Source organism: Finegoldia sp. BIOML-A2 (assembly GCF_009678315.1).
Taxonomy (GTDB): Bacteria; Bacillota; Clostridia; order Tissierellales; family Peptoniphilaceae; genus Finegoldia; species Finegoldia magna.
This window is the reverse complement of record NZ_WKZE01000010.1, coordinates 1-21,974: the sequence shown is the minus strand read 5'-3', so window position 1 is coordinate 21,974 and position 21,974 is coordinate 1. Positions and strand designations below refer to the sequence as shown.

Genomic DNA, 21,974 nt, shown 5'->3' with positions numbered 1-21,974 from the left:
TATTTGAATTCATTGTATCGTATAAATTTAATATAATCAACTAAAAAATGCACACAGCTTTGCCATGTGCATTTCAATTAATATTAAACTTTCAAATCAACAGAGTATTCTGTGTCGTATTTTGAAATAACTGGTTTGACGTCTTCTTCGATAAATTCAACCACTTGTTCTGGGCATCTTCCAATGTAAAGTTTGCCGTCTAAAAGTGAATTCAAATCGTCTTTGTCAAGATTAAAAGCTTCGTCTTTTTCCAATAATTCTAATAAATTATTGTCTAGTCCTTCTTCTTTTACTCTTCTACCTGCAACCATTGAATATTCTCTGATTTTTTCGTGAAGTTCTTGTCTGTCGCCGCCACGTTTTACAGCTTCCATCAATATATTTTCAGTTGCCATAAATGGTAATTCTTCATTAACGTGTGCTTTGATTTGGTTTTCGTAAACAACAAGTCCGTCTGTAACGTTGATTGCTATTTCCAAAATACTATCCACAGCCATGAAGCTTTCTGGAACGCTCATTCTCTTGTTTGCAGAGTCGTCCAACGTTCTTTCAAGCCATTGAGTACTTGCTACAAATTGTGGGTTTTGAACCAAACTCATCACGTATTTTGAAAGTGATGAGATTCTTTCGCATCTCATTGGATTTCTCTTGTAAGCCATCGCTGATGAACCGATTTGTGTCTTTTCAAACGGTTCTTCCAATTCTTTTCTGTTTTGCAAAAGTCTGATGTCGTTTGTCATTTTATGAGCTGATTGTGCGATTGATGATAGAACTTGAAGCACGTGGTAGTCGATTTTTCTTGTGTATGTTTGTCCACTCACGCTAACTGCGCTGTCAAATCCCATTTCTCTTACGATTTTCTTTTCCAATTCTTTTACTTTGTCGTGGTCATTGTCGAAAAGTTTCAAAAATGATGCTTGAGTTCCAGTAGTTCCCTTTACTCCTCTCAATTTCAAGTTTTCTTTTCTGTAAATAACTTCTTCCAAATCCATAAGGAAATCTTGAATCCACAAAGTAGCACGCTTTCCAACAGTCACTAATTGTGCTGGTTGGTAGTGAGTGTAGCCAAGTGTTGGCAAATCTTTGTATTTAATTGCAAAATCAGACAAGTGTTTAATCAAAATCGCTAACTTTTTCTCTACAATTTCAAGTGCATTTCTCATCACAATAATGTCAGTGTTATCAGTTACATAGCAGCTTGTCGCTCCTAAGTGGATAATCCCAGCTGCGTTTGGACACACTTCTCCGTATGTTTTCACGTGAGCCATTACATCATGACGAAGAACTTTTTCGTATTCAGCAGCCTTGTCAAAGTCAATGTCTGAAATGTGCGTTTGCAATTCTTCTATTTGTTCGTCTGTAATATTAAGTCCCAATTCTTTTTCAGATTTCGCCAATGCCAACCACAATCTTCTGAAAGTTTCAAACTTAACTTGAGAGCTGAAATTGTGGCTCATTTCGTGGCTTGCGTATCTCGTGTTTAATGGACTTTGGTAAATATCGTTGTTCATTATTTCTCCTTGAAGTATTCTACTGCATTTCTAAAAATATTTTGCTTGTCGATATCGTAAATATTTTTGTACAAATCATCTGCGATTCTTTCAGTGTGACACATTCTTCCCAAAATCTTACCATCTCTGGATAAAATTCCTTCGATATTGTAGTCCGATCCGTTTGGAGAGATTTTGTAAGCAGAGAAAACTTGTTCATTATCTAAAAGTTCTTGGAGTTTGTCTTCTTTGATTACAAATCTTCCTTCACCGTGTGAAATCGGCATTCTGTATGTCTTGTTCAAGTCAATTCCATTTGTCCAAGGACTGTTATTAGTCAAGCACAATGTGTCTACAAATGTCGCAATGTGTCTTCTGTTAGTGTTGAATGTCAAGTTTGGATCGTCTTGTTCTGGTGATGTAACTTTTCCATAAGGAAGAAGTCCAGTCTTCACCAATGCTTGGAATCCGTTGCAAATTCCAATTACCAATCCGTCGTGTTCGTTCAACAAATAATCTATCGCACTACTTATTTTCTCATTTCTTAAGATATTTGCCAAGAACTTAGCTGATCCATCTGGCTCATCTCCTAGTGAAAAACCTCCAGGAATGGCAAATATTTGCGCTTTTCTAATTTTTTCAGCCAAAACATCAATAGAATTCAATATATCTTCTTGGTTTCTGTTTTTGAATAGAACAATTTCTCCATCTGCTCCATTTTCTTTGAACGCATTCAATGTATCCCATTCACAGTTTGTTCCAGGAGCTGCCAAGATTACAACGTGAGGTGTATCAGTTGGTTTCTTGGATTTCATTCTACGTTGTTCGATTTTTTTGTTTTCTATTGGTTTGTACTCGATTTTTTCTTTTGGTGTGAATACTTTATTTAAAACCGTAGTGTAGCCTTCTAGTAATTTTTCTGAATCTAATTTAACATCATTTACGATAATTTCATCTGCAAAATCACCGATGTGTTCGATATTTTCGTCGTCTTCAATATATTCAACTACGAAACTTCCGTACATTGGGTTGTACAAATTATCGTATTTGATATTAAAACCAGTGTTTCCTACAGATTGTTCAAAAATATTAGCCAACAATCCTTTCTTATCCAATGCAATCGCAGAAATAATATTTTTGTTTCTGATTTGTTCTGTGATAAAATCGAAATTTTCTTCTAATTTTCCAAGGTTCAATGTTCCATCTTCTTCGTAAACAGTTTTGATAAGACCGATTTTGCCCTTGCCTTTCAAATCATTCGTAATGATGTTGTCCACATCTTCGTGTGTCACTGCAAATGAAATCATAGTTGGTGGAACCTTGATATCCTCGAAGTTTCCACTCATACTGTCTTTTCCACCGATTGGCATTGCTTTGAAATGTTTGGAAACAGTGAATGCACCAAGTAATGCTTTCAATGGTTTGGACCAGATCTTTTTATCTAGCATTTTTTCGTAATATTCTTGGAATGTCAATCTGATTAAGTTTTTGTCAGAACCCAACGCGATTAGTTTACTGATTGATTCCACAACTGCGTAGTATCCTCCCAAGTATTGAGATTGTTCTGACAAATCAGCATCAAATCCGTAACTCATCATGGATACAGTTTTCATAATTCCGTCCATTGTAGGGATTTTTGCAACCATTGCTTGTGATGGATTCAATTGCAACTTACCACCCATTGGATTGATAACAGTGTTTCTTCCGATTGTGGAGTCGAACATCTCTATCAAATCTCTCTTGGATGTTATGTTGAGTTTTTTAACTTTGTCGTAGAATTTGTTCGCATCAGAACATTTTTCAGTCAAAATTTCTGGAACATCTTCTGATACAACTTCAACTTCAGCGTTTCTATCTGAACCATTTGTGTTGATGAAATCGTAGCTTATGTCTGCAATCAAATCTTCATCGTAGAACATTCTCATTCTGTTAGTATCTGTGATGTCTGCAACCACAGTTGTCTCGATGTTCTCTGCGTCTGCATATTTTACAAATTCTTCCAAATCTTTCTTAGCTATAACACATGCCATTCTTTCTTGTGATTCACTGATAGCAATTTCAAATGGTTTAAGACCTTTGTATTTCAATGGAACCCTGTCCAAATAAATATCTACACCATCGTGAAGCTCACCAATCGCAACGCTCACTCCACCTGCTCCAAAGTCGTTACATTTTTTGATCAAACTTGCAAGCTCAGGAATTCTGAAAAGTCTTTGGATTTTTCTTTCTTCAGGTGCGTTACCTTTTTGAACTTGTGCAGATTCTGTTTTGATACTTGTAACTTTGTGGCTTTTTGATGAACCTGTCGCTCCACCAATTCCGTCACGTCCAGTTCTTCCGCCAAGTAAGATTACGATGTCTCCTTTTTCAGGTTCAATCCTCTTGACATTTTCAATTGGCGCAGCTGCCATTACAGCTCCACATTCCAATCTCTTAGCAACATATCCGTCATGGTAAATCTCATCTACAAATCCAGTTGCCAAACCAATTTGGTTTCCGTAAGAAGAATATCCCTTAGCAGCTTCTTGTGTAATTTTAATTTGAGGAAGTTTACCGTCCATCGTGTCTTCCAATGAAGTAAGAGGATTTCCAGCTCCTGTAATTCTCATAGCTTGGTAAACAAATGCTCTACCGCTTAATGGGTCTCTGATTGCTCCACCCAAGCATGTACTTGCGCCACCAAATGGTTCGATTTCTGTTGGGTGATTGTGTGTTTCGTTTTTGAACATCAACAAATAATCTCTTGTTTCATAGGCACCATCAACTTCCACGCGAACTTTGATTTTAACAGAACAAGCGTTGATTTCAGATGAAATTTCCAAATCATCAAACTCGTTTTTGCTTCTCATATATTTGGACAAAATCGTTCCGAAATTCATAAGATTGATTGGTTTTTCTATGTTTAATTCTTCTCTGACTTTCAAATATTCTTCAAAACTGTTGTGAATTGCTTCGTCAAGTTTTGTTTTTGCATTGAATTCAATATCCAAGAAAGTGTTGAAAGTTGTGTGTCTACAATGGTCAGACCAGTAAGTGTCTAAAATCTTGATTTCTGTTTCGTTTGGATCACGGTCTTCTGATTTGAAATAATCTCTAATACACTTCAAATCTTCGTCATTCATCGCCAATGAGTAATCGTCGACGAATTTTTGAAGCTCATCATCTTTCATATCTCTGAAACCATTGTATGTTTCGTTTTCCAAATTCTTAGGATTTTCTTGTTTCAAAGTTGTTGGGATTCCAAGCAAACTAACCTTGTGACTGTCAACAGGGTTTACCAAATATTTTTCGATTTTTGCCAAATCTTCTTTGTTAGCGCCTTCGATTTCGTAAACTGTCGATGTCTTACAATCCACCTCATCATCCAAAATCAAACTCAATGTGTCAAGCACACCTTGTTTTCTTTGGTCAAATTGACCTGGCAAATATTCCACAGCGATTGCGTTTTTCATATCAGCTTGTAATTTCAACGCATCTTCTCCATAGAACACATCATCTACAGATTTTTCGCTAAGAACTGTGTCGACAATTTTTTTCAAATTATCATCGCTAATTTCCAAATCGTATCTCTTGTAAATTACGAATTTATCCAAATCAATTCCAAGTAAGTTTTCAATTTGCTTTTTCTTTTCCTTAGATTCATAATCGTATTCGTCTTTTTTCCTGACATAAACTCTTTTAACTCTAGGACCAATATCAGTTCTGTGATACATGTTTTTAAAATCCACCTTTTCTATATCTTCATAACAAGCCTTAATAACATCATCAAAATTCTTTTTAGAATTTACAATATTTAGTACTCGGCCACCGTTTGTAACGATTTTGCCGTCGACTTTTTTCGTTCCTGCATGGAAAACAACACTGTCCATATCAGAAAAAGTAATCTCATCACCCTTGTCATAACTTTCCGGATATCCACCAGCACTTACAACAACGCAAAGCGCCTTGTTGTCATTTATTTTCAAATCGACATCGGATAATTTCCCTTCACTTGTTTTCATCATAATATCCAACAAATCATTGTCGATAAGTTCAAGCACGACTTGAGTTTCAGGATCTCCAAATCTCGCGTTAAATTCCAACACGTAAATTCCATCATCAGTTATCATAAATCCAATGAACAACAATCCTCTGAAATCAATGTTTTCTTCTTTTAATCCAGTGAGAATTTTATCCAATACGCTTTTTTTGATTCTATCTACAAATACTTCTGCCTCTACATTTGGAGCGTAAGTTCCCATGCCGCCAGTGTTTGCTCCCATTTCTCTTTCAAAAATCTTCTTGTGATCCTTCGCAGTTGGAAGTGGAAGAATCGTCTTAGAATCAGTAAAGCACAACAAACTCATTTCAAATCCGTCTAGGAATTGTTCGATGACAACCATGTTGTCTTTTTCTAGTACATCTTGCAGAATCTCCTTCAAATCATCAGAATTATCTACAATGCAGACTCCTTTTCCAGCTGCAAGGCCATCTCTTTTAACGACAACTTTGCCATTTTCTTCCAACAATTTATTTGCAAAATCATAAGACTCATCAAAATCTTTGCTCTCCAAATACTTAGCTGTATTGATGTCGTATTTTTCCAAGAATTTTTTCGTAAATGATTTTGAGTTTTCAAATTCAGCGGCTTTTTTTACAGGTCCAAATATTTTAAGACCATTTTCTTCGAACAAATCTGAAATTCCGTCGCACAATGGATTTTCAGGGCCAACAACCGTGAAGTCTATTTGATTTTTCTTTGCAAATTCAAGCAGACCTTGCAAATCATCTGCTTGAATATCTACGTTTTCTCCGATACTTTCAGTTCCAGCATTTCCTGGAGCGAAGAAAACTTTCCTATTTTCATCAAAAGATTTTATTTTACGTCCAAGTGCAAACTCTCTGCCACCTGAACCTACAACTAAAATTTTCATAAAACCTCCCAATTTTTAATGTTTGAAATGTCTATTTTTTGTGAACACCATGCTAATTCCGTACTCATTGCATTTGTCAATTGAATCTTGATCTTTGATACTTCCACCTGGTTGAATAATAGCTTTTACTCCTAATTTGTGTGCAAATTCTACGCAATCAGAAAATGGGAAGAAAGCATCTGATGCCAATACGCATCCAGTAAAATCAACGTCCGGGTGATTGTTGGCTATGTTTTCCAACGCCCAAATCCTAGATGTTTGTCCTCCACCTATTCCCAAAGTGTGAGAATCTTTTGCTAGTACAATTGCATTTGATTTTGTGAATTTAACCACCTTCATAGCAAATTCCAAATCTTTTTTGTCTTCATCACTTGGTTTTTCATTAGTAACTATGTTGTATTCGTCAACACCGAAGTCTTTGTCTTGGATTAAAGCTTTTCCGTTCAAATATTTAATGTCTTCTTTTACTGAATCGTTGTCGAATTTTATCTTAACAAGTCTGATGTTTTTCTTTTTAGTCAAAATTTCAAGAGCTTTTTCGTCGAAATCTTTCGCAGCGATAATTTCCAAGAAAATTTGGCTCATTTCTTCGGCACATTTTTCATCTACAACTCCATTGATGGCGATAATTCCACCGAAAATCGAAGTTGAATCTGCCAAGTAAGCCTTGTGGTAAGCTTCTGAAACGCTGTCTGCAATGGCAACTCCACATGGAGATTGGTGCTTCAATGCAACACAAGAATTTTCTCCCAATTCGTCAGCTAATTCCACTGCAACATTCAAATCGTTGTAATTGTTGAAGCTCATTGCTTTTCCGTGAATAACTTCGCAATCTGTCAATTTGCCGTTTACAAATGGGTCTATGTAAAGATTTGCACTTTGATGTGAGTTTTCTCCGTATCTAAGTTCATCTTCTTTTTTGAAACCAAAAGTTCTGTATTCACTACGTTCTCCAACTTGTTCTTGGAAATATCTTGAAATCACAGAATCGTAGTAAGCTGTCAAACTAAAAGCCTTCATTGCTAGTTTTTCTCTGTATGAATTATCCACGTTGTCATTTTTCAATCTGTCGATAAGTTCGTCATAATCAGATGGATCTGTTACAACCAAAACGTCCTTGTAATTTTTTGCGGCACTTCTAATCAAAGTTGGACCACCGATGTCGATGTTTTCAACGATGTTGTCGTGGTCTCCAGTTTTCAATGCATTTTGGAAATCGTACAAATTAACCACAACAATGTCGATTGGTTGAATATTCAATTCTTCTACAGTTTTCTTGTGTTCTTCGTTATCTCTCTTATACAAAATTCCACCGTGAACGTATGGTGACAAAGTCTTCACTCTGCCTTGCAAAATTTCAGGGAAATTTGTAACCTTGGAGATGTCTATTACATTTACTCCAGATTTTTCGATTTCCTTGTAAGTACCACCTGTAGATATGATTTCATATCCCAATTCTTGTAAACTTTTTGCTAACTTACCAACATTTGTCTTATCCGTTAGTGAAATTAATGCGCGCATGAACTCTCCTCCAATTTTTTTATAGCATCTTTTAAAATGCCATGTTCTATTTTCAAAACTTTCTTTGCTATCTCATCTTCCGATTTACAATCAGAAATATCCACAGACCTTTGAAGTAAAATATCTCCATCGTCTAATTTTTCATTCACGAAATGCACAGTTGCACCGCTAATTTTTTCCTTATTAGCAAAAACTTTTTCGTGAACATGGATTCCATAACATCCCTTACCACCGTATTTTGGAAGCAATGATGGATGGATATTTACAATTGTAAACTCATTTATAATTCTCTTTGAAATTTTAGGCAAGAAACCTGCCAACACGATCAAATCTACGTTTTTTGATTTTAAACATTTGATGATTTCTTCGTCATCTTTTGAAACCAAAGTATCCACGTTGAAATCTCTTGCAAAACCAAGACCAGCTGCGTTTTTGTTACTAACCACAACAACAATATCGCTTTTGAAATAATTTTCTTTTTTTGCATCCAACAGAGCTTTCAAATTGGTACCAGTACCTGAAATAAAAACTGCAATATTCATTTAATCACCTATATAACTATCGGATCCACTGGATAATCTCCATCAAAACAAGCCTTACAGAATTTGTCTATTTTATCGCTGCTGGATTTTACCATTCCTTCCATTGAAATAAACGCTAAGCTATCTGCGCCGATTTTTTCACGGATAGCTTCGATATCCATGTTTGCAGCAATCAAATGCTTTCTTGAAGGCGTGTCAATTCCGTAATAGCAAGGAAATTTTACAGGTGGAGATGTGATTCTCATGTGAACTTCTGTCGCTCCAGCTTCTCTAATTCTTTGAATCAAATTAGCGCTTGTAGTTCCTCTTACAATAGAATCATCTATAAGTACAACTCTCTTTCCTTTTAATACATGTCTTAGTGGATTTAATTTCAACTTAACAGCCATTTCTCTTTCTTTTTGAGTTGGTTTTATGAAAGTTCTTCCCATGTATCTGTTTTTTACCAAACCTTGTGCGTAAGGAATTCCTGTTTTTTGCGCGTAACCTATCGCTGAAGGAATTCCAGAATCCGGGACTGGAACTACCAAATCAACATCACATGGAGACTCTTGTGACAAATATTCTCCGCATCTTCTTCTAAAATTATATGCGTTTGTTCCATCTAATGTGGCATCTTCTCTTGCGAAGTACACATATTCAAAGAAACAATGGCGTGGTGCTTCATCTGTTGTATACATCGAAGAATTTGCTCCTTCTTTGTCTACGACAATTATTTCTCCTGGTTTAACATCTCTGATTTCAGTTGCTCCGACGATTTCTACTGCTGCATTTTCAGATGCAAACACAACATCTTCATCATTTTTCCCCATAACAAGAGGTCTAATTCCCAAAGGATCACGAAATGCTACAAGCTTATCTTTCAAGCACAACACAACTGCGTAAGCTCCTTTGATAAGTTTCATTGTTTTTTTGATAGCTTCGACGATGTCACCTTTGTAATATCTAGCAATCAAATACAAAATAACTTCACTGTCAATCGCTGTTTGGAACATCACGCCGTCTTCTTCAAGTCTTGTTCTTAAAATTTGGTGATTGATAAGATTTCCATTGTGCGCCAAGCTCATTTCAATTCCCTTTGCAAAAGCCATCAATGGTTGAGTATTGTAATCGTGAGAACCACCAGCTGTCGAATATCTTACATGTCCAATTCCTACATTACCAACTAAATTATTCAAATTTTCTTCCTTAAACACATCGATAACAAGTCCCATGCCTTTTTCTCTATGTAGGTTTTCACCGTTGCTAACGGTGATACCACAGGATTCTTGTCCTCTGTGTTGTAAGGAGTTAAGTCCGAAAAATAATTTCTTATTAACTTCGGACTTAGAATATATCCCTATAACTCCACACATCCTAGCCTCTCATTCTATTTAGAACTTCTTTGTAGCCTTCTGTCAAATCTCCCAAATCTCTTCTGAAAATATCTTTGTCCAATTTTTGGTTAGTGTCTTTATCCCACAATCTGCAAGTATCTGGGCTGATTTCGTCTGCTAATAAGATTTGTCCGTCGTCAGTTTTACCGAATTCGATTTTGAAGTCAACTAATTTTAAGTTGATTTTCAAGAAAAATTCTTTAAGTAATTCGTTGATTTTCAAAGTTTCTTCTCTTAAATAGTCGTATTCTTCTTTTGTGATAACTCCAAGAGCAATTGCGTGGTCTTCGCACATCAATGGATCTCCCAAATCATCATTCTTATATGACAATTCAAAAGTTGGTTGATTCAAAACTTTTCCTTCTTCAACGCCGTATCTTTTTGCAAAAGAACCTGCAGTGATGTTTCTAACGATAACTTCAAGTGGCATGATAGTAACTTTTTTAACTCTCATATCAGTATTGTTGATTGTTTCAATGTAGTGAGTTTTGATGCCGTTTTTTTCAAGCATTTCAAAAATCATTGTAGTGATTGCCAAGTTTAGTTCGCCCTTACCAGCAATTGTAGCTTTCTTTTCACCGTTACCAGCTGTTGCATCATCCTTGTATCTGATGATATATTCATCAGCCTTTTCTGTTAAATAAACTTCCTTTGCTTTACCTTCGTACAATTTTTCCATAATACCCTCCTAAAATAAAAAAATAGAGAATTCTAGATAGAATTCTCCTAAATTTTTTGACAATTATACACTTTTTTATTGGACGCAAAAATAGCTATCAATTTGCCTCTCAATTTATTGATAAGGCTTAGATCGTGATTTGTAAATCTCAAATCAAAAAGCTTTTTTATGAAATTTATTGAAATATCAATAACGCTCATCATTTTGCCCCCACTAAAATAATTTACAATATATTATATCACACAGACCTATAATTTGCACCATGAAATGTTAAAAAATAACAAACAATTTCATACACTACATTATTGTAAAATCATTGTAAATTATTTCGCACTCATCTCACGTGATTTTTCCACACAGGCAAGCTGAGCTTGAATTACAGCATTTTTAAGCCCGTATTTTTCTAAAACTTCCACAGCCTTAATAGTCGTTCCTGCTGGTGAACACACCATGTCCTTCAATTCTCCTGGATGTTTGTGAGTTTCCATTAACATTTTAGAAGCGCCAAGCACCGATTGTGCGACGAATTTGTATGCCATATCTCGTTTCATTCCGGTTTGTACAGCTGCATCAGCCATCGCTTCCATAAACATAAACACATATGCAGGAGATGAGCCGCTAACTCCAATCACACAGTCCATCAAACTCTCGTCGATTACTTCGCTTTTTCCAAACGAATTGAAAATATCCTTCACGATTTTCAAATCATCATCATTTATATTTTCATTCGGACAAATCGCAGACATTCCTTCCCCGACAAGACAAGGCGTGTTCGGCATAACACGTAAAATCTTGTGATTTTCCCCCAAAACTTTTTCAATATTTGAAATAGTAACCCCTGCTGCAACAGAAATCACAATAGCTTCCTTATTAATAACATCCTTGATTTCTTCCAAAACTGATGGAATAACGTGTGGCTTCACTGCAAGTATTACAACATCAGAATTTTCACAAGCTTTCTTGTTGTCAGTAGTCGTGTTAACTTTGAATTTTTCTCTCAGGTTGTTTAATTTCTTCTCAGATTTATTTGAAACAAAAATTTTATCTCTATCTATTAACTTAGATTTCACAACGCCAGAAATCATCGCAGATCCCATATTACCAGCGCCAATAAAACATAATTTATTCATAAGTACCTCGCTTGATTTTCTTAACTATATTCTATCAGATTTCATAAAAAAAGAGCTAGAAATCAACTAGCTCCAATTAGAATTTATTTGATTTTTCCCAGAACTTCTTTTGTTTTATCCGCATTCATGTGGTGATAGAATTTGCCATTAATCATAATATTGGGACCATCCTTACATTTTTTGAAACAATTTTGAGTTCTGAGTCGAATTTTTCCATCAGCAGATGTTTCATTAAAATCCATTCCAAGCTCTTTTTTCACCGTCTTCAACACTTCCATTGAGCCGTTTTTCGCACATCTCGGTCCCGAACAGCACACTATCTCGTATTCAACCTTTGATTCTTTTATAGATGGAATGAATTTTATAATCGTCTTGATGTATTTTTCATCAATATCAAAAGCGTCTGCTATTTGCTTTTGGTGACTAATCGAAACACAACCAAAAAAATCCTGGCAATTTCTAATAGAAACCTTCGCTCCCTCTTGGCTACCCTTGCCAAAACTCTCCACAGCTTCCTCTAGCTTTTCCTTGAAAATCAGCTCCTCATTCTTTTCTTCACACATATAATCACCTTTTACCTTTTTTTCTTATTAAGTTTATTGTTAATATAGTTACTTATATCCACAAATTGATCCAGACTTCTGAACACTTGAAAAATTGCAGAACGAATAGCAAAATCTTCGTGAGTTTCTGGCAATTTCATCATATTGAAATGATTTTTCAGAAAATCAATTCTATTTTTCACCTTCGTCATTTCCTCACCATTTGTCAAATTTTCAGAAGTTTCAATTAAAATATCCGAAATGTATTTTCCATCTGAATATTCAGGAGGAATTGTCTTCAAATCATGATACATCTCCTCTAATAAATCCATCTCCCTATCTCTCAAACGCAAATTGTCCAGTATATCTCTGCTATTTTCAATTAAATTGTCATTTTCAATTATCGCAATTTCAATCGCCTTGTCGATGTCTTCATCAAGTTTTGAAATCTTGTCTTTGTATAACTTCACATCTAAATGTGTTATCAGCGATTGTCCGAACAAATTCAAAATGAACGCCATATCTTCGTCAATATTATCGATTAACTTGTTTAATCTATCTTGGCTTGTGGGAGCGTAGAAATTGGTTAGCATTGCAAATCCTGTCCCTATAAACACTAGTGCCATTTCATTCAAAATAATCGCTGAGTCAATTCTTCCGAATGCCAACAAATGTGTCACAATTACACTTGAAGGTCCCAACCCTAGCTCTATCCTTAACAAAAAAGACACAGGCACAAATAATAGCAAATACAATCCGAAAACCCAAGTTTTATATCCCAGTTTTTCAAATAAAAATCCTCCAATCAAAAGAGCAATCACCGCAGACAAAGTTCTCTTCAGCCCACCTTCTATCGTAGCTTTTCTAGTATCAAACACATTTAATATTGCAATAATTCCCGCCGCAGCTGCAAACTCAAGAGATAACTCTTGCGAGACAATTATCGCCAAAAGTGAAGCCAAAGCAGTTTTGACTGTTCTAGATATTATAGATTTTCTCATAATAAACTCCTATATACTTTCGTTGTATTATTTATACCCAATTTGTGTTTCAAATGGTAATTTTAGCCACAATAAAAGCACCTACAAATGTAGATGCCTAATGATTATTTTCAATATCTATCAAACTCAAAACCAACGTCATTATCATAATGAAAAATGTAAAAAACGCGTATAAAAAATTGGCACTCATAATATTAAGTTTGAAAAGCGCAGCAATGCAATAAACATATATGCTAGACCAGAAAATGAACAGTGGCCAATCCTTTCTGTTTTTGAACGTAATTGATTTGTGATGACTAATTAAAATTGATATCAATTTTATAAAAATAAAAATCCAAATCAACAAAAATGCAATGCACGAAAACCATTCATCAGTTATTTTATCTAAAACGAGTGAAATTCCACTTGCCACCGCTACGAACAATACTGCGCAAATTCCTATCAACAGTGATTTTGCAATACTAAAATCTGATTTGTCGAAAGATTTGTCCCATTGTTTCAAAGTCATAAAAATAATTGCTGGCACTTCAAACATATATCCCAAAAAATTAACCCAAATTACGCTCATGAACATATGATGATTGATATCAAGAGTAATTGGGCGCCCATCCCACACCCAGAAACCTCCGTTTAATCTAATGGCCACCACATCCAAAAGCAAATCCATGCTCACAATCAACCAGCCACTCAACAAAGCCTTCATTACATTGCTGATTGAAAACTTGTTTGCGATTCTAAGCGCACACACGCTGATTCCTCCCCACATCAGGCCTCCGAAAAAGGGAAACTGATACGGATAAAAACCAATACTAATGAAAAAATCATTGCTATAATGATAAATATCTGTAAATCTCACTGCCAAAAGTTCCAAGCAAAACCCAGCCAAAGCTCCCGAAATCAAAAGACCAAGCTCTCTGTAGTTTTTGCTTTTCAAAATATCGACAACCAAGACAAATACGATAAAATAGCATAAAATCTCAAAACTATTAATCCAGTTCATAATTTTCCCCACTCTTATCTCGATCTGCTACCCACAATTAATCCCATCAACGAAATCGCACCGTAAATAAATATATAAATTGTGGCACTTTCATTCATATAAACAAGTACGTAAGGCACAAAAATCGCCATAACTAAAAGAGGGTAAAGAATGTCAAAAGAATTCTTCTTTCCACATATTATTGCATTCACAAAAGTTATAACAGGAATTACAAATAATAAAATAAACATTGCACTGCCCGTATCTTTCATTAACAATGTCAACAAATAAAAACAGATTATGTTAACCATTAAATATGGCAAAAGTTTTTTAATTCTATTCATAATATCTAATCATTTTCGTCAATTGATTTGAACGATTGCAAATTATAATCTGATTTCAATTTCTTGAAAAATATACCAGTATCATAGTTTTTATGAAAAGATAAAGTTGTCTCAATCATAGATTTATCATCCATATCCTCATCAATTATGTCGAGTTTTCTCACCTCTACCCCTTGTTCTGAAGTAAAATCATAAAAGCTATTTTGATCAAAATTGTTATTATTAAATATCATTGAGTAGGATTTTGTAGTTTTCTTGTTGATTAAATCACTGATTCCTTTAAGTGAAACCAAAGTTATCAGACAAATAACAGTTGCAATAATTGCCCCTTCATAATATCCAATTCCTACAGCAAGTCCAATCGCTCCTGAAAGCCACAAAGTCGCAGCCGTAGTAAGACCTGAAACACCGTTCTTTTTTTGAAGAATGGTACCTGCTCCCAAAAACCCAATTCCACTCACAACTTGACCTGCAAGTCTTGCAGTATCTCTTGCTTGGTCCTTAGAAATATCACCTATCGCATCTATACCTATGAGCATAATCAAACACGCCCCAACACTAACAATAATGTGAGTTCTAAAACCCGCAGCTCTGTTCTTGATTTCTCTTTCTACACCAATAATAGCGCCTAGTACAGCAGCTAAAATCAACTTAAATGCCACTAAAAAAATATCCATAAATTCCTCCTCATATATTTATACCCAATAATTGTTGTTAATAAGTCATTTTACAGAAAACCAAAATAAAAAAGACGATATTTCTATCGTCCTGTGGATTATTATTTTATAAAATTCAAAAAATCTTATTTGCTATTTATTAAGTAAACATAGAAATCTCGGATGGAATTTTCTCCAAAGAGAATATCCGCTCAATTACTATATCTACCTAAAAATTTCTCAGATATGGCACTATAACATCATAGAATTTTTTGCTCCACTCTGCATGAAACTTTGCCATCTGCAACCAATCAGTTTCGTTTTTTATACTTACATTATTTAGTTTATATGAAATTTTTGATGTCTTCATATCGTCTTCGCGACTCCAAACGAGGGATACTCCAAGTGCTTTTTCAATATCATCTTTATATCTTATAAGCATATCAAAAGCTTTTTTATTCTCTTCTTTCTTAACTTTTCCTAAGTACAATTCAACCATTGCGAAATCAAAGTTAGCCACGCAGTTAATTTTAAAACCGCTAATTCCAAAAAAACCGCTAATCCAGTTTGATTTTGATGGATTTACGTTAGCAAAAGAGTTGCCCTCTTCATGAGCTTCTTTTATTTTTTCTAAAGCATATGCCCAGTACTTTCTTCGTAATTCATATCGCGTTCCTGTTTCTTTATCTACACTTTCATTTTCATCACGTAAGTAAAAAACCAAATCACTTGGATCGGCATCATATAATTCAAACACTCTATTCAATACGGAAATTTTGCTTTGTGTACTTGAATTAGTCCATACGAAAATGCCATCTCCTATTTCAACGCTCTTTTTGAAATCTGATTCATTCGTTGTAAAATGTCTTGCAACATTATCCTCTGTAGAAACGGCAAGTTTTATGATTATACTCCTGTCTTCTGCATATAGAATTTGCAATACTTTCTGGAACATTTCTACCCAACTTGAAACTGGTTGTTCTGTACTTTTATAACTGAAGCTTGTAATTAATCTTCCGCTTAATGAAGCATCGTCGTCCAAAGTAAATGAATCCATCTGTTTTTTTGCCGGCTTAAATTTGCTTGTCGGCGCGGCCCAAATTTCGAGAGCCCTTCCCATCAAATATTTGCTACGTTCTTCGAGTTCAGTCAAAGTCCATTTATCTTTCTTGGCAATATAAGTGTTCATTCGAATGCCACTGTCTTCAAATCCATTCTTCATTGATTTCTTCTCTTCGAATGTACTGTTACTATATTTTGAGTTATAAGCAGTCAAAGTCAGATTTGCAATTCGATGAATCCATGTCTCATGAATTTCTTCATAGTCATCACCAAGCGCCCTTACCCACGCTGGAGTCAGATGTTGCGGCATAATATGCTCGATGGAATAAGTCCCATCATCACAATGGCCATATACATCTTTATCTTCTGCAGTAGAATAATTTTCCAGACGTTCCATAATATAAACCTTATTCTTGCTATTCATTTGGTAAACAGGTCTCTCTGTAAATTTTTCAGAAAATTCATCGTCGTTAGGAAAGCGCGCTCTTTCCTTCTTTGATAAAAGTGCATATTTAAATTTCTCAACATATCCCTCATCATCGCCTTCATATCTCGTGATTTCTCTATGAAGCGTATAAAATATTTTACTCAATGCATTTGCCGGTAAATCACATATCATTCTTCTGAATACATAATTTTCTGTAATCAAAAATATTTCCGCAACTTGGGACATATCCAGTTTATTTTCGTCAAATAGCCTTAATACCTCAAGGAAAAACGGTCTTGTAACCGATGTCTCTAGTTTATTTAGCCTATAGATACACGCATCCAAAGCCTTATTTTTTGTGCCACCGCTTAGTAAAATTTCATATCGTTTAGCATATTCAAGTAAATCTTTCAGAAGATTTTCTACCTCAATCGATTTACTATTAACATATTCCTTGAAGCTAATGTAAATCTTATTTTGTGATGGGATTTTCATCTGCTTGATACTTAAATAATCCCTTACAAATGAGCTAACATCATATTTTGTACACACTTCAATTCTATTCCAATATTTATCATAGTATTCATCTTGTTCTTTTGAAGAAAGTCCCATCAAGATAAAGTTTCTAATTTTATCACCCTCACTAAGATCAAGACCGGTAGAGTTTAGGCTTTCAAATATTAACTGAGGGTTATCCTCATTGTTAAGTGTAATGTTAATAATCTCCAACCTGCATATTGCATCAAATAATTCATCAATCGTTATTTCCTGTTTTTGGATTCTTTCATAGAAATAATTGTAGTTAGTTGTAAGGTTTGACTCTCTAATATATTCATCGACATCATTAAATAACTTTCCAAATGCTTCCTGATCATTTTTTACAGGCTTTAGCTTAATACGAGTCTCTTCTGGCTGGTACTTATCAACCAAGAAATCCTCATAAATCTGTTTGTCCAAGTATTTATCTATCGGTTTTACTACATCAGACTGGATAAGATTATACATTGCTAGAAGCAATAATGAAACTGTTGTTAGTCTTTGTTGTCCATCGATTACAAGAAACTCCGTATTTCTTCCGGATGGTTCATAAACAGAGACCAAGCTGCCAAAGAAATGACTTTTTCTTTTATTTTTTATTATTTTAATAAGATCGTCATAAAGCTGCTTGCAGTTCTCTATCTTCCAGTCATAATTACGCTGATAAACCGGAATTATGAAACGTTTTTTGGAACCTTCCATATACTCTATTAATCTACATTCTGAACCTTTCATGTTCCCTCCTTGTATAATGAACACATAATAATTAGTGATTTTTCTTTTTAATATATGATAATCATAAACTTGAGAATTGACTTTTTCTCTTTTTATCATTATATCAAATAATTATTGTGGACAAGACATTTAATGAAAACTAGAATAAAAAAAGACGATATTTCTACCGTCTTGTGCATTTTGTTTAGAAAAAATATATTTAATTTTTCTAGTTTAATTCTCTCTATTAATTATTCCCATGTCTTTTCTTTTAAAATTTCTGCAATTTGTTCAACTTCTGGTATTTTATCAGTATTTAATATTCCAGTTAAATCAAATATTCTCGCACCCATTGATCCTCCTGTGGACACTTTTTTAAAATCTGTTTCATAAAATTTGTCAATAAAAAAATATTTATGCTTATAATTTTTCCTTGATAAATGTATCCATTGAGATGAAGCCATATCCCAGCGATTGTAAGTATTAGACATGTTATTACATATATTGGCCCGACACCGAATGCGGGCATTTTAAATTCTTGTGATTTCATTGTCTGTCCTAAATTATTGTCCTAACAATTCAATAATTTCATCTTGTGCTTCTCTTCCTTCTTTAAAAAATCTCACCAATGGATAACAGTGGCACATTCCTTTTCCGACAATAATTTCGTATGGTACGTGGTATTTTTCCATTGCTTTTTTAAAGGTTTGCGCAAAGGCATAGAGGCATTCATTTTCTCCGAAATAAAAATATGTTTTCGGAAAGTCTGTAAAATCTCCTACAGTTCCATCTAACATATATTCAGGTATGTCTTCATCTCCTTTTGCAATTTCTCTTGCAGTTTTGATATACGTCGGATCAATCATTACATCCTTGTGGTTAAGTTCTTTTAATTTCTCCCAAATTTCTTTGTTTTCATCGACAGTTACATCGGGAATTCCTCCCGGAGAAACTGAAATAATCTTACCTGGCATTGAAAGTGGTCTTCCTATGGCGTTGTTATGCAAAAAAATCCCTAGTGATAGACAAGCTCCTGATGAAAATCCGAGGACATTTATGTTTTCTGACCTATAAGTTTCGGTCATAAGCTTATATGTTTCAAAACAAACTTCATATGTCTTATCTATTTTTACATCTTCTGAACAAAGTGGATAGAATAAAAACCATACATCGTTATGTGTTTGTTGCATTATTCTTTCCGCCAAAGAAAAATCCAATTTGTCCGGTTGTGTAATCATTCCTCCACCAAATAGATAAAGAACTGCACCTTCTGAAGGAATTTGATTTTTTTGATATGAAATCAGTCTGTAACCCATAACATCTCTGTCATAAAGATAGTAATTCTTTCTCGTAGCCCTTGCCTTTGCCTTTTCTAAATCAAATACTATTTTTGCATTTTCACATTTTGCATACTCAAGCATCTCTTCTTTGTTCTTTAAAAACATTTTTTTGACTCCGATAAGTCTTACAATTGTCGATGCAATTTTGTAAGTTAAGCTCATTTTATTCTACTCCAATAATAATAAATTAATCACAAACTTTACCAATTTCTTATTCATATAACATTGGTTCATTCTCTATCACCTGTGATAAAATAATCACAGCAATCTGCTCCATTTGCTATCGTGCCTTTTCTATGTAAAACTCCATGTTGAAGACTTATCATAACCTCATCCAATTCACAGAATAGCGGCATTAATTCATGTACCCCAAGCTTTTTAGTGTATGTGAAAATAGGGCAACGAGTAATTCTGTAATAACAAGCGCCCTCATATGGTTCTCCCACAAAATCAACCTTAAACGATGTGGGATAGAGTTTTTGTTTTTCTTCTGTATACCATTTATAATACTCAACTATATTTTTCTTATTAGCCTCTTTTCCTCTCTTAGTATTTAGATTAGTTAATGAAAAAAACCATTTGACAAAATACAGAGAGCGACGCATCATTTCCTGTATGGTCTCTGGTGCAATTTCTTTTTCGCTTGCTAAATATGGTGCAACAAATACAAGAGCGAACATCTCATTGTATGCCATTGGATTATCATCTCCGATATCATCTGCTTCTTCTACTAGTTTTCGATAAATTTTTTTGCTTTTTTTGAGGATATCCCTAGCATACTTTCTTCCATATTTTTCCACCAAAACTTTTTTCATAGGATATTGAAACTGATAGAAATAAAAACTGTGATATTTCATTTTTATCCTTGCCTTTCTTTATCTTATCTATTTTCTTGCGATAAATACGACTTGTTGTTTTCTATCTAAATGATATTCAAAATTAAATCCCAATTTCCCAAGCATTCTTGTTAAGTCGTCGGGTGTGTATACTTCCATTTCTATCATATGTGCTAATTTTTTTACATCTCTTCTTTTCATAGATGATACTTCATTGCATATTAAAAATTGTCCTCCCATTTTAAGCACACGATAAATTTCTTTGAAACATTCTTCTATGTCATTCCAAAAATAAATAGTTTCAAACGCTGTGACGATATCTATGGATTCATCTTCAAAAGGAAGGCTTCTTACGTCTCCCAGTGAAATCTCGCATCTTCCAGACTCAATCGCTTCTTTATTTATCTCACTAGCCATCTTTACACTTGTTTCTGAGTGGTCAATTCCGTAAACTTTTTTTGCTTTAGTTAAAAAATATTCTATGTTACGACCCCCGCCGCAGCCCAAATCTAGGACAATATAATCGTTTTCAATATTTATGTAAGACCTTCCCCAACTTGCTAATTTTTCATGTCCTTTATTCATGCTTTTTAACATAAACCTACCGCCAAAATTGTCTTTCGGTTTTCTAAAATTTTCAAAAAAACGCTTAAACATTTCCTCCTCCTCTTGATACTTATTCTCATCTATATTATACCACTTTTTTTCTTTTTGATTTAAGATTTTATGCAAAACAAACTGGTGTAGACGATAGATTACGACTTCCACAACAAATTTCATATTACTTTTTTTTAAAGACGAATTGTCAATTCAAATGCAACACCTATGGTAAGAAACCAAAAAGTTCTTCTTTAGGTGTTTTATATTGTATACATTTTCTAGGTCTATTATTCATTAAACTTAAGTTATAATTTAAATCAACTATATCTACTTCCGATAAATCCATACCTTTAGGATAAAACTCCCTTAAAAGTCCATTACTATTTTCATTTGTACCCTTTTGCCATGCACAGTAGGGGTCACAAAAATAAGTTTTACATCCTAACTCTTTTTCTATTTTCTCAAATTCTGAAAATTCTTTACCTCTATCAAAAGTTATTGTTTTTACTAATTCTTTTGGAAAATCTTTTAGTGCATTGATTATTGCAGGCGTTACATTTTCTGATTTTCTATTTTCAACTAGAATTGCTATATAGTATCTAGATTTTCTTTCCGCTAAAGTTACGAAACAGTATCCACTTTTTCTTTTATGATCGAACCTGCCTGATTCTACTGTATCTGCTTCCCAGTGACCTAGCTCTTGCCTTTTGTATATTTCTTTAGGTCTTTTCTTAATTGTTCTTCCTTTATCGTTGAATTTTCCTCTTTTTTCTGCTGGTCTTTTAAACTTTCCTTTTCTTCTTAAATTTTTCATACTGGTTTTTGGCAGTTTTTTTGCGTGTATGAGCCTATATATGGTTGATGTAGATGGTATATGATTAGTAGCATTTGTTTTTCTATTTGATATTTGTTCAGGTGACCAATATTCATTAATTTTTATAGTTAAATACTCAATAACATCTTTAGTAAACTTGGTTTTCCTATGACAATCTTTCCTTCTATCACGATATTTGTCATTTGCCTTTATTGGGAAATATCTAGTGTTACTTCCTCTACTGGATTTTATTTTAGAAGAATTTCTTTTAATTTCTCGAGATATTGTACTAGGTGACCTTTTAAGCGCTTGTGCAATTTTCCTTATACTCATTCCTAAATTTAAAAATTGATAGATACAAGATCTCTCTTCTATGGTAAGATGGTTATAGCTCATAGTTAATCGCTCCTTTTAATATGTTTTGTTTGGTCACTTACATATTAACACAGCTGATTAGCTATGAGTTATTTT

At 34.2% G+C, this 21,974-nt stretch carries 17 protein-coding genes; all 17 read right to left on the bottom strand.

From position 1 onward, the window contains the following. Positions 1–83 precede the first annotated feature (83 nt). A complete protein-coding gene (gene purB, locus GKF99_RS07550; protein WP_154273046.1) occupies positions 84–1,511 on the bottom strand; it encodes an adenylosuccinate lyase in 1,428 nt (475 codons plus the stop codon). Continuing rightward, positions 1,511–6,403, bottom strand: coding sequence for a phosphoribosylformylglycinamidine synthase (locus GKF99_RS07545; protein ID WP_154273045.1), 4,893 nt, complete (start codon positions 6,401–6,403; stop codon positions 1,511–1,513). Before GKF99_RS07545 ends, purB begins: the two co-directional genes overlap by 1 nt. Before the next feature lie 15 nt (positions 6,404–6,418). Beyond that, complete coding sequence (gene purH, locus GKF99_RS07540) at positions 6,419–7,924, bottom strand: bifunctional phosphoribosylaminoimidazolecarboxamide formyltransferase/IMP cyclohydrolase (RefSeq protein WP_154273044.1); 1,506 nt, start codon at positions 7,922–7,924, stop codon at positions 6,419–6,421. Next, on the bottom strand, positions 7,912–8,466 hold the full coding sequence (purN, locus tag GKF99_RS07535; RefSeq protein WP_154273043.1) for a phosphoribosylglycinamide formyltransferase: 555 nt from the start codon (positions 8,464–8,466) through the stop codon (positions 7,912–7,914). Before purN ends, purH begins: the two co-directional genes overlap by 13 nt. Before the next feature lie 8 nt (positions 8,467–8,474). Further along, positions 8,475–9,821 (bottom strand): amidophosphoribosyltransferase, encoded by a 1,347-nt coding sequence (gene purF, locus GKF99_RS07530; protein WP_102164336.1) that lies wholly within the window; start codon positions 9,819–9,821, stop codon positions 8,475–8,477. A gap of 1 nt (position 9,822) precedes the next feature. Beyond that, the gene (gene purC / locus GKF99_RS07525; protein WP_094206209.1) at positions 9,823–10,521 is read right to left on the bottom strand and encodes a phosphoribosylaminoimidazolesuccinocarboxamide synthase; all 699 of its coding nucleotides are present in this window, start codon (positions 10,519–10,521) and stop codon (positions 9,823–9,825) included. A gap of 323 nt (positions 10,522–10,844) precedes the next feature. Further along, a complete protein-coding gene (gene proC, locus GKF99_RS07520; RefSeq protein ID WP_154273042.1) occupies positions 10,845–11,651 on the bottom strand; it encodes a pyrroline-5-carboxylate reductase in 807 nt (268 codons plus the stop codon). 83 nt (positions 11,652–11,734) lie between these two features. Next, positions 11,735–12,214, bottom strand: coding sequence for an NAD(P)H-dependent oxidoreductase subunit E (locus GKF99_RS07515; RefSeq protein WP_154273041.1), 480 nt, complete (start codon positions 12,212–12,214; stop codon positions 11,735–11,737). Positions 12,215–12,225: 11 nt separating this feature from the next. Then, positions 12,226–13,194, bottom strand: coding sequence for an aromatic acid exporter family protein (locus tag GKF99_RS07510; RefSeq protein WP_154273040.1), 969 nt, complete (start codon positions 13,192–13,194; stop codon positions 12,226–12,228). Between the two features lie 97 nt (positions 13,195–13,291). Next, positions 13,292–14,194 (bottom strand): carotenoid biosynthesis protein, encoded by a 903-nt coding sequence (locus GKF99_RS07505; RefSeq protein ID WP_154273039.1) that lies wholly within the window; start codon positions 14,192–14,194, stop codon positions 13,292–13,294. A 14-nt stretch (positions 14,195–14,208) separates the two neighbouring features. After that, positions 14,209–14,517 carry a hypothetical protein gene (locus GKF99_RS07500; protein ID WP_154272002.1) on the bottom strand — a complete coding sequence of 103 codons (309 nt, stop codon included), beginning with the start codon at positions 14,515–14,517 and terminating at the stop codon, positions 14,209–14,211. Positions 14,518–14,522: 5 nt separating this feature from the next. Then, the gene (locus GKF99_RS07495; protein ID WP_154272003.1) at positions 14,523–15,194 is read right to left on the bottom strand and encodes an MgtC/SapB family protein; all 672 of its coding nucleotides are present in this window, start codon (positions 15,192–15,194) and stop codon (positions 14,523–14,525) included. Between the two features lie 208 nt (positions 15,195–15,402). Further along, positions 15,403–17,934, bottom strand: a complete 2,532-nt coding sequence (locus GKF99_RS07490; RefSeq protein WP_154273038.1) for a DUF4268 domain-containing protein — start codon at positions 17,932–17,934, stop codon at positions 15,403–15,405. Positions 17,935–18,476: 542 nt separating this feature from the next. Next, on the bottom strand, positions 18,477–19,415 hold the full coding sequence (locus GKF99_RS07475) for an alpha/beta hydrolase (RefSeq protein ID WP_154273037.1): 939 nt from the start codon (positions 19,413–19,415) through the stop codon (positions 18,477–18,479). Between the two features lie 68 nt (positions 19,416–19,483). Then, positions 19,484–20,110: an L-2-amino-thiazoline-4-carboxylic acid hydrolase gene (locus GKF99_RS07470; RefSeq protein ID WP_154273036.1), complete on the bottom strand. Its 627-nt coding sequence runs from the start codon at positions 20,108–20,110 to the stop codon at positions 19,484–19,486. A 27-nt stretch (positions 20,111–20,137) separates the two neighbouring features. Continuing rightward, a complete protein-coding gene (locus GKF99_RS07465; protein ID WP_094206772.1) occupies positions 20,138–20,746 on the bottom strand; it encodes a class I SAM-dependent methyltransferase in 609 nt (202 codons plus the stop codon). 166 nt (positions 20,747–20,912) lie between these two features. Further along, positions 20,913–21,899: an IS30 family transposase gene (locus tag GKF99_RS07460; protein ID WP_154273035.1), complete on the bottom strand. Its 987-nt coding sequence runs from the start codon at positions 21,897–21,899 to the stop codon at positions 20,913–20,915. Between the last annotated feature and the right edge of the window lie 75 nt (positions 21,900–21,974).

What these genes read in the sequence shown, in the direction of transcription:
- purB (WP_154273046.1), bottom strand. Translation starts at nt 1,511, where the DNA reads ATGAACAACGATATTTACCAAAGTCCATTAAACACGAGATACGCAAGC.
- GKF99_RS07545 (WP_154273045.1), bottom strand. Translation starts at nt 6,403, where the DNA reads ATGAAAATTTTAGTTGTAGGTTCAGGTGGCAGAGAGTTTGCACTTGGA.
- purH (WP_154273044.1), bottom strand. Translation starts at nt 7,924, where the DNA reads ATGCGCGCATTAATTTCACTAACGGATAAGACAAATGTTGGTAAGTTA.
- purN (WP_154273043.1), bottom strand. Translation starts at nt 8,466, where the DNA reads ATGAATATTGCAGTTTTTATTTCAGGTACTGGTACCAATTTGAAAGCT.
- purF (WP_102164336.1), bottom strand. Translation starts at nt 9,821, where the DNA reads ATGTGTGGAGTTATAGGGATATATTCTAAGTCCGAAGTTAATAAGAAA.
- purC (WP_094206209.1), bottom strand. Translation starts at nt 10,521, where the DNA reads ATGGAAAAATTGTACGAAGGTAAAGCAAAGGAAGTTTATTTAACAGAA.
- proC (WP_154273042.1), bottom strand. Translation starts at nt 11,651, where the DNA reads ATGAATAAATTATGTTTTATTGGCGCTGGTAATATGGGATCTGCGATG.
- GKF99_RS07515 (WP_154273041.1), bottom strand. Translation starts at nt 12,214, where the DNA reads ATGTGTGAAGAAAAGAATGAGGAGCTGATTTTCAAGGAAAAGCTAGAG.
- GKF99_RS07510 (WP_154273040.1), bottom strand. Translation starts at nt 13,194, where the DNA reads ATGAGAAAATCTATAATATCTAGAACAGTCAAAACTGCTTTGGCTTCA.
- GKF99_RS07505 (WP_154273039.1), bottom strand. Translation starts at nt 14,194, where the DNA reads ATGAACTGGATTAATAGTTTTGAGATTTTATGCTATTTTATCGTATTT.
- GKF99_RS07500 (WP_154272002.1), bottom strand. Translation starts at nt 14,517, where the DNA reads ATGAATAGAATTAAAAAACTTTTGCCATATTTAATGGTTAACATAATC.
- GKF99_RS07495 (WP_154272003.1), bottom strand. Translation starts at nt 15,194, where the DNA reads ATGGATATTTTTTTAGTGGCATTTAAGTTGATTTTAGCTGCTGTACTA.
- GKF99_RS07490 (WP_154273038.1), bottom strand. Translation starts at nt 17,934, where the DNA reads ATGAAAGGTTCAGAATGTAGATTAATAGAGTATATGGAAGGTTCCAAA.
- GKF99_RS07475 (WP_154273037.1), bottom strand. Translation starts at nt 19,415, where the DNA reads ATGAGCTTAACTTACAAAATTGCATCGACAATTGTAAGACTTATCGGA.
- GKF99_RS07470 (WP_154273036.1), bottom strand. Translation starts at nt 20,110, where the DNA reads ATGAAATATCACAGTTTTTATTTCTATCAGTTTCAATATCCTATGAAA.
- GKF99_RS07465 (WP_094206772.1), bottom strand. Translation starts at nt 20,746, where the DNA reads ATGTTTAAGCGTTTTTTTGAAAATTTTAGAAAACCGAAAGACAATTTT.
- GKF99_RS07460 (WP_154273035.1), bottom strand. Translation starts at nt 21,899, where the DNA reads ATGAGCTATAACCATCTTACCATAGAAGAGAGATCTTGTATCTATCAA.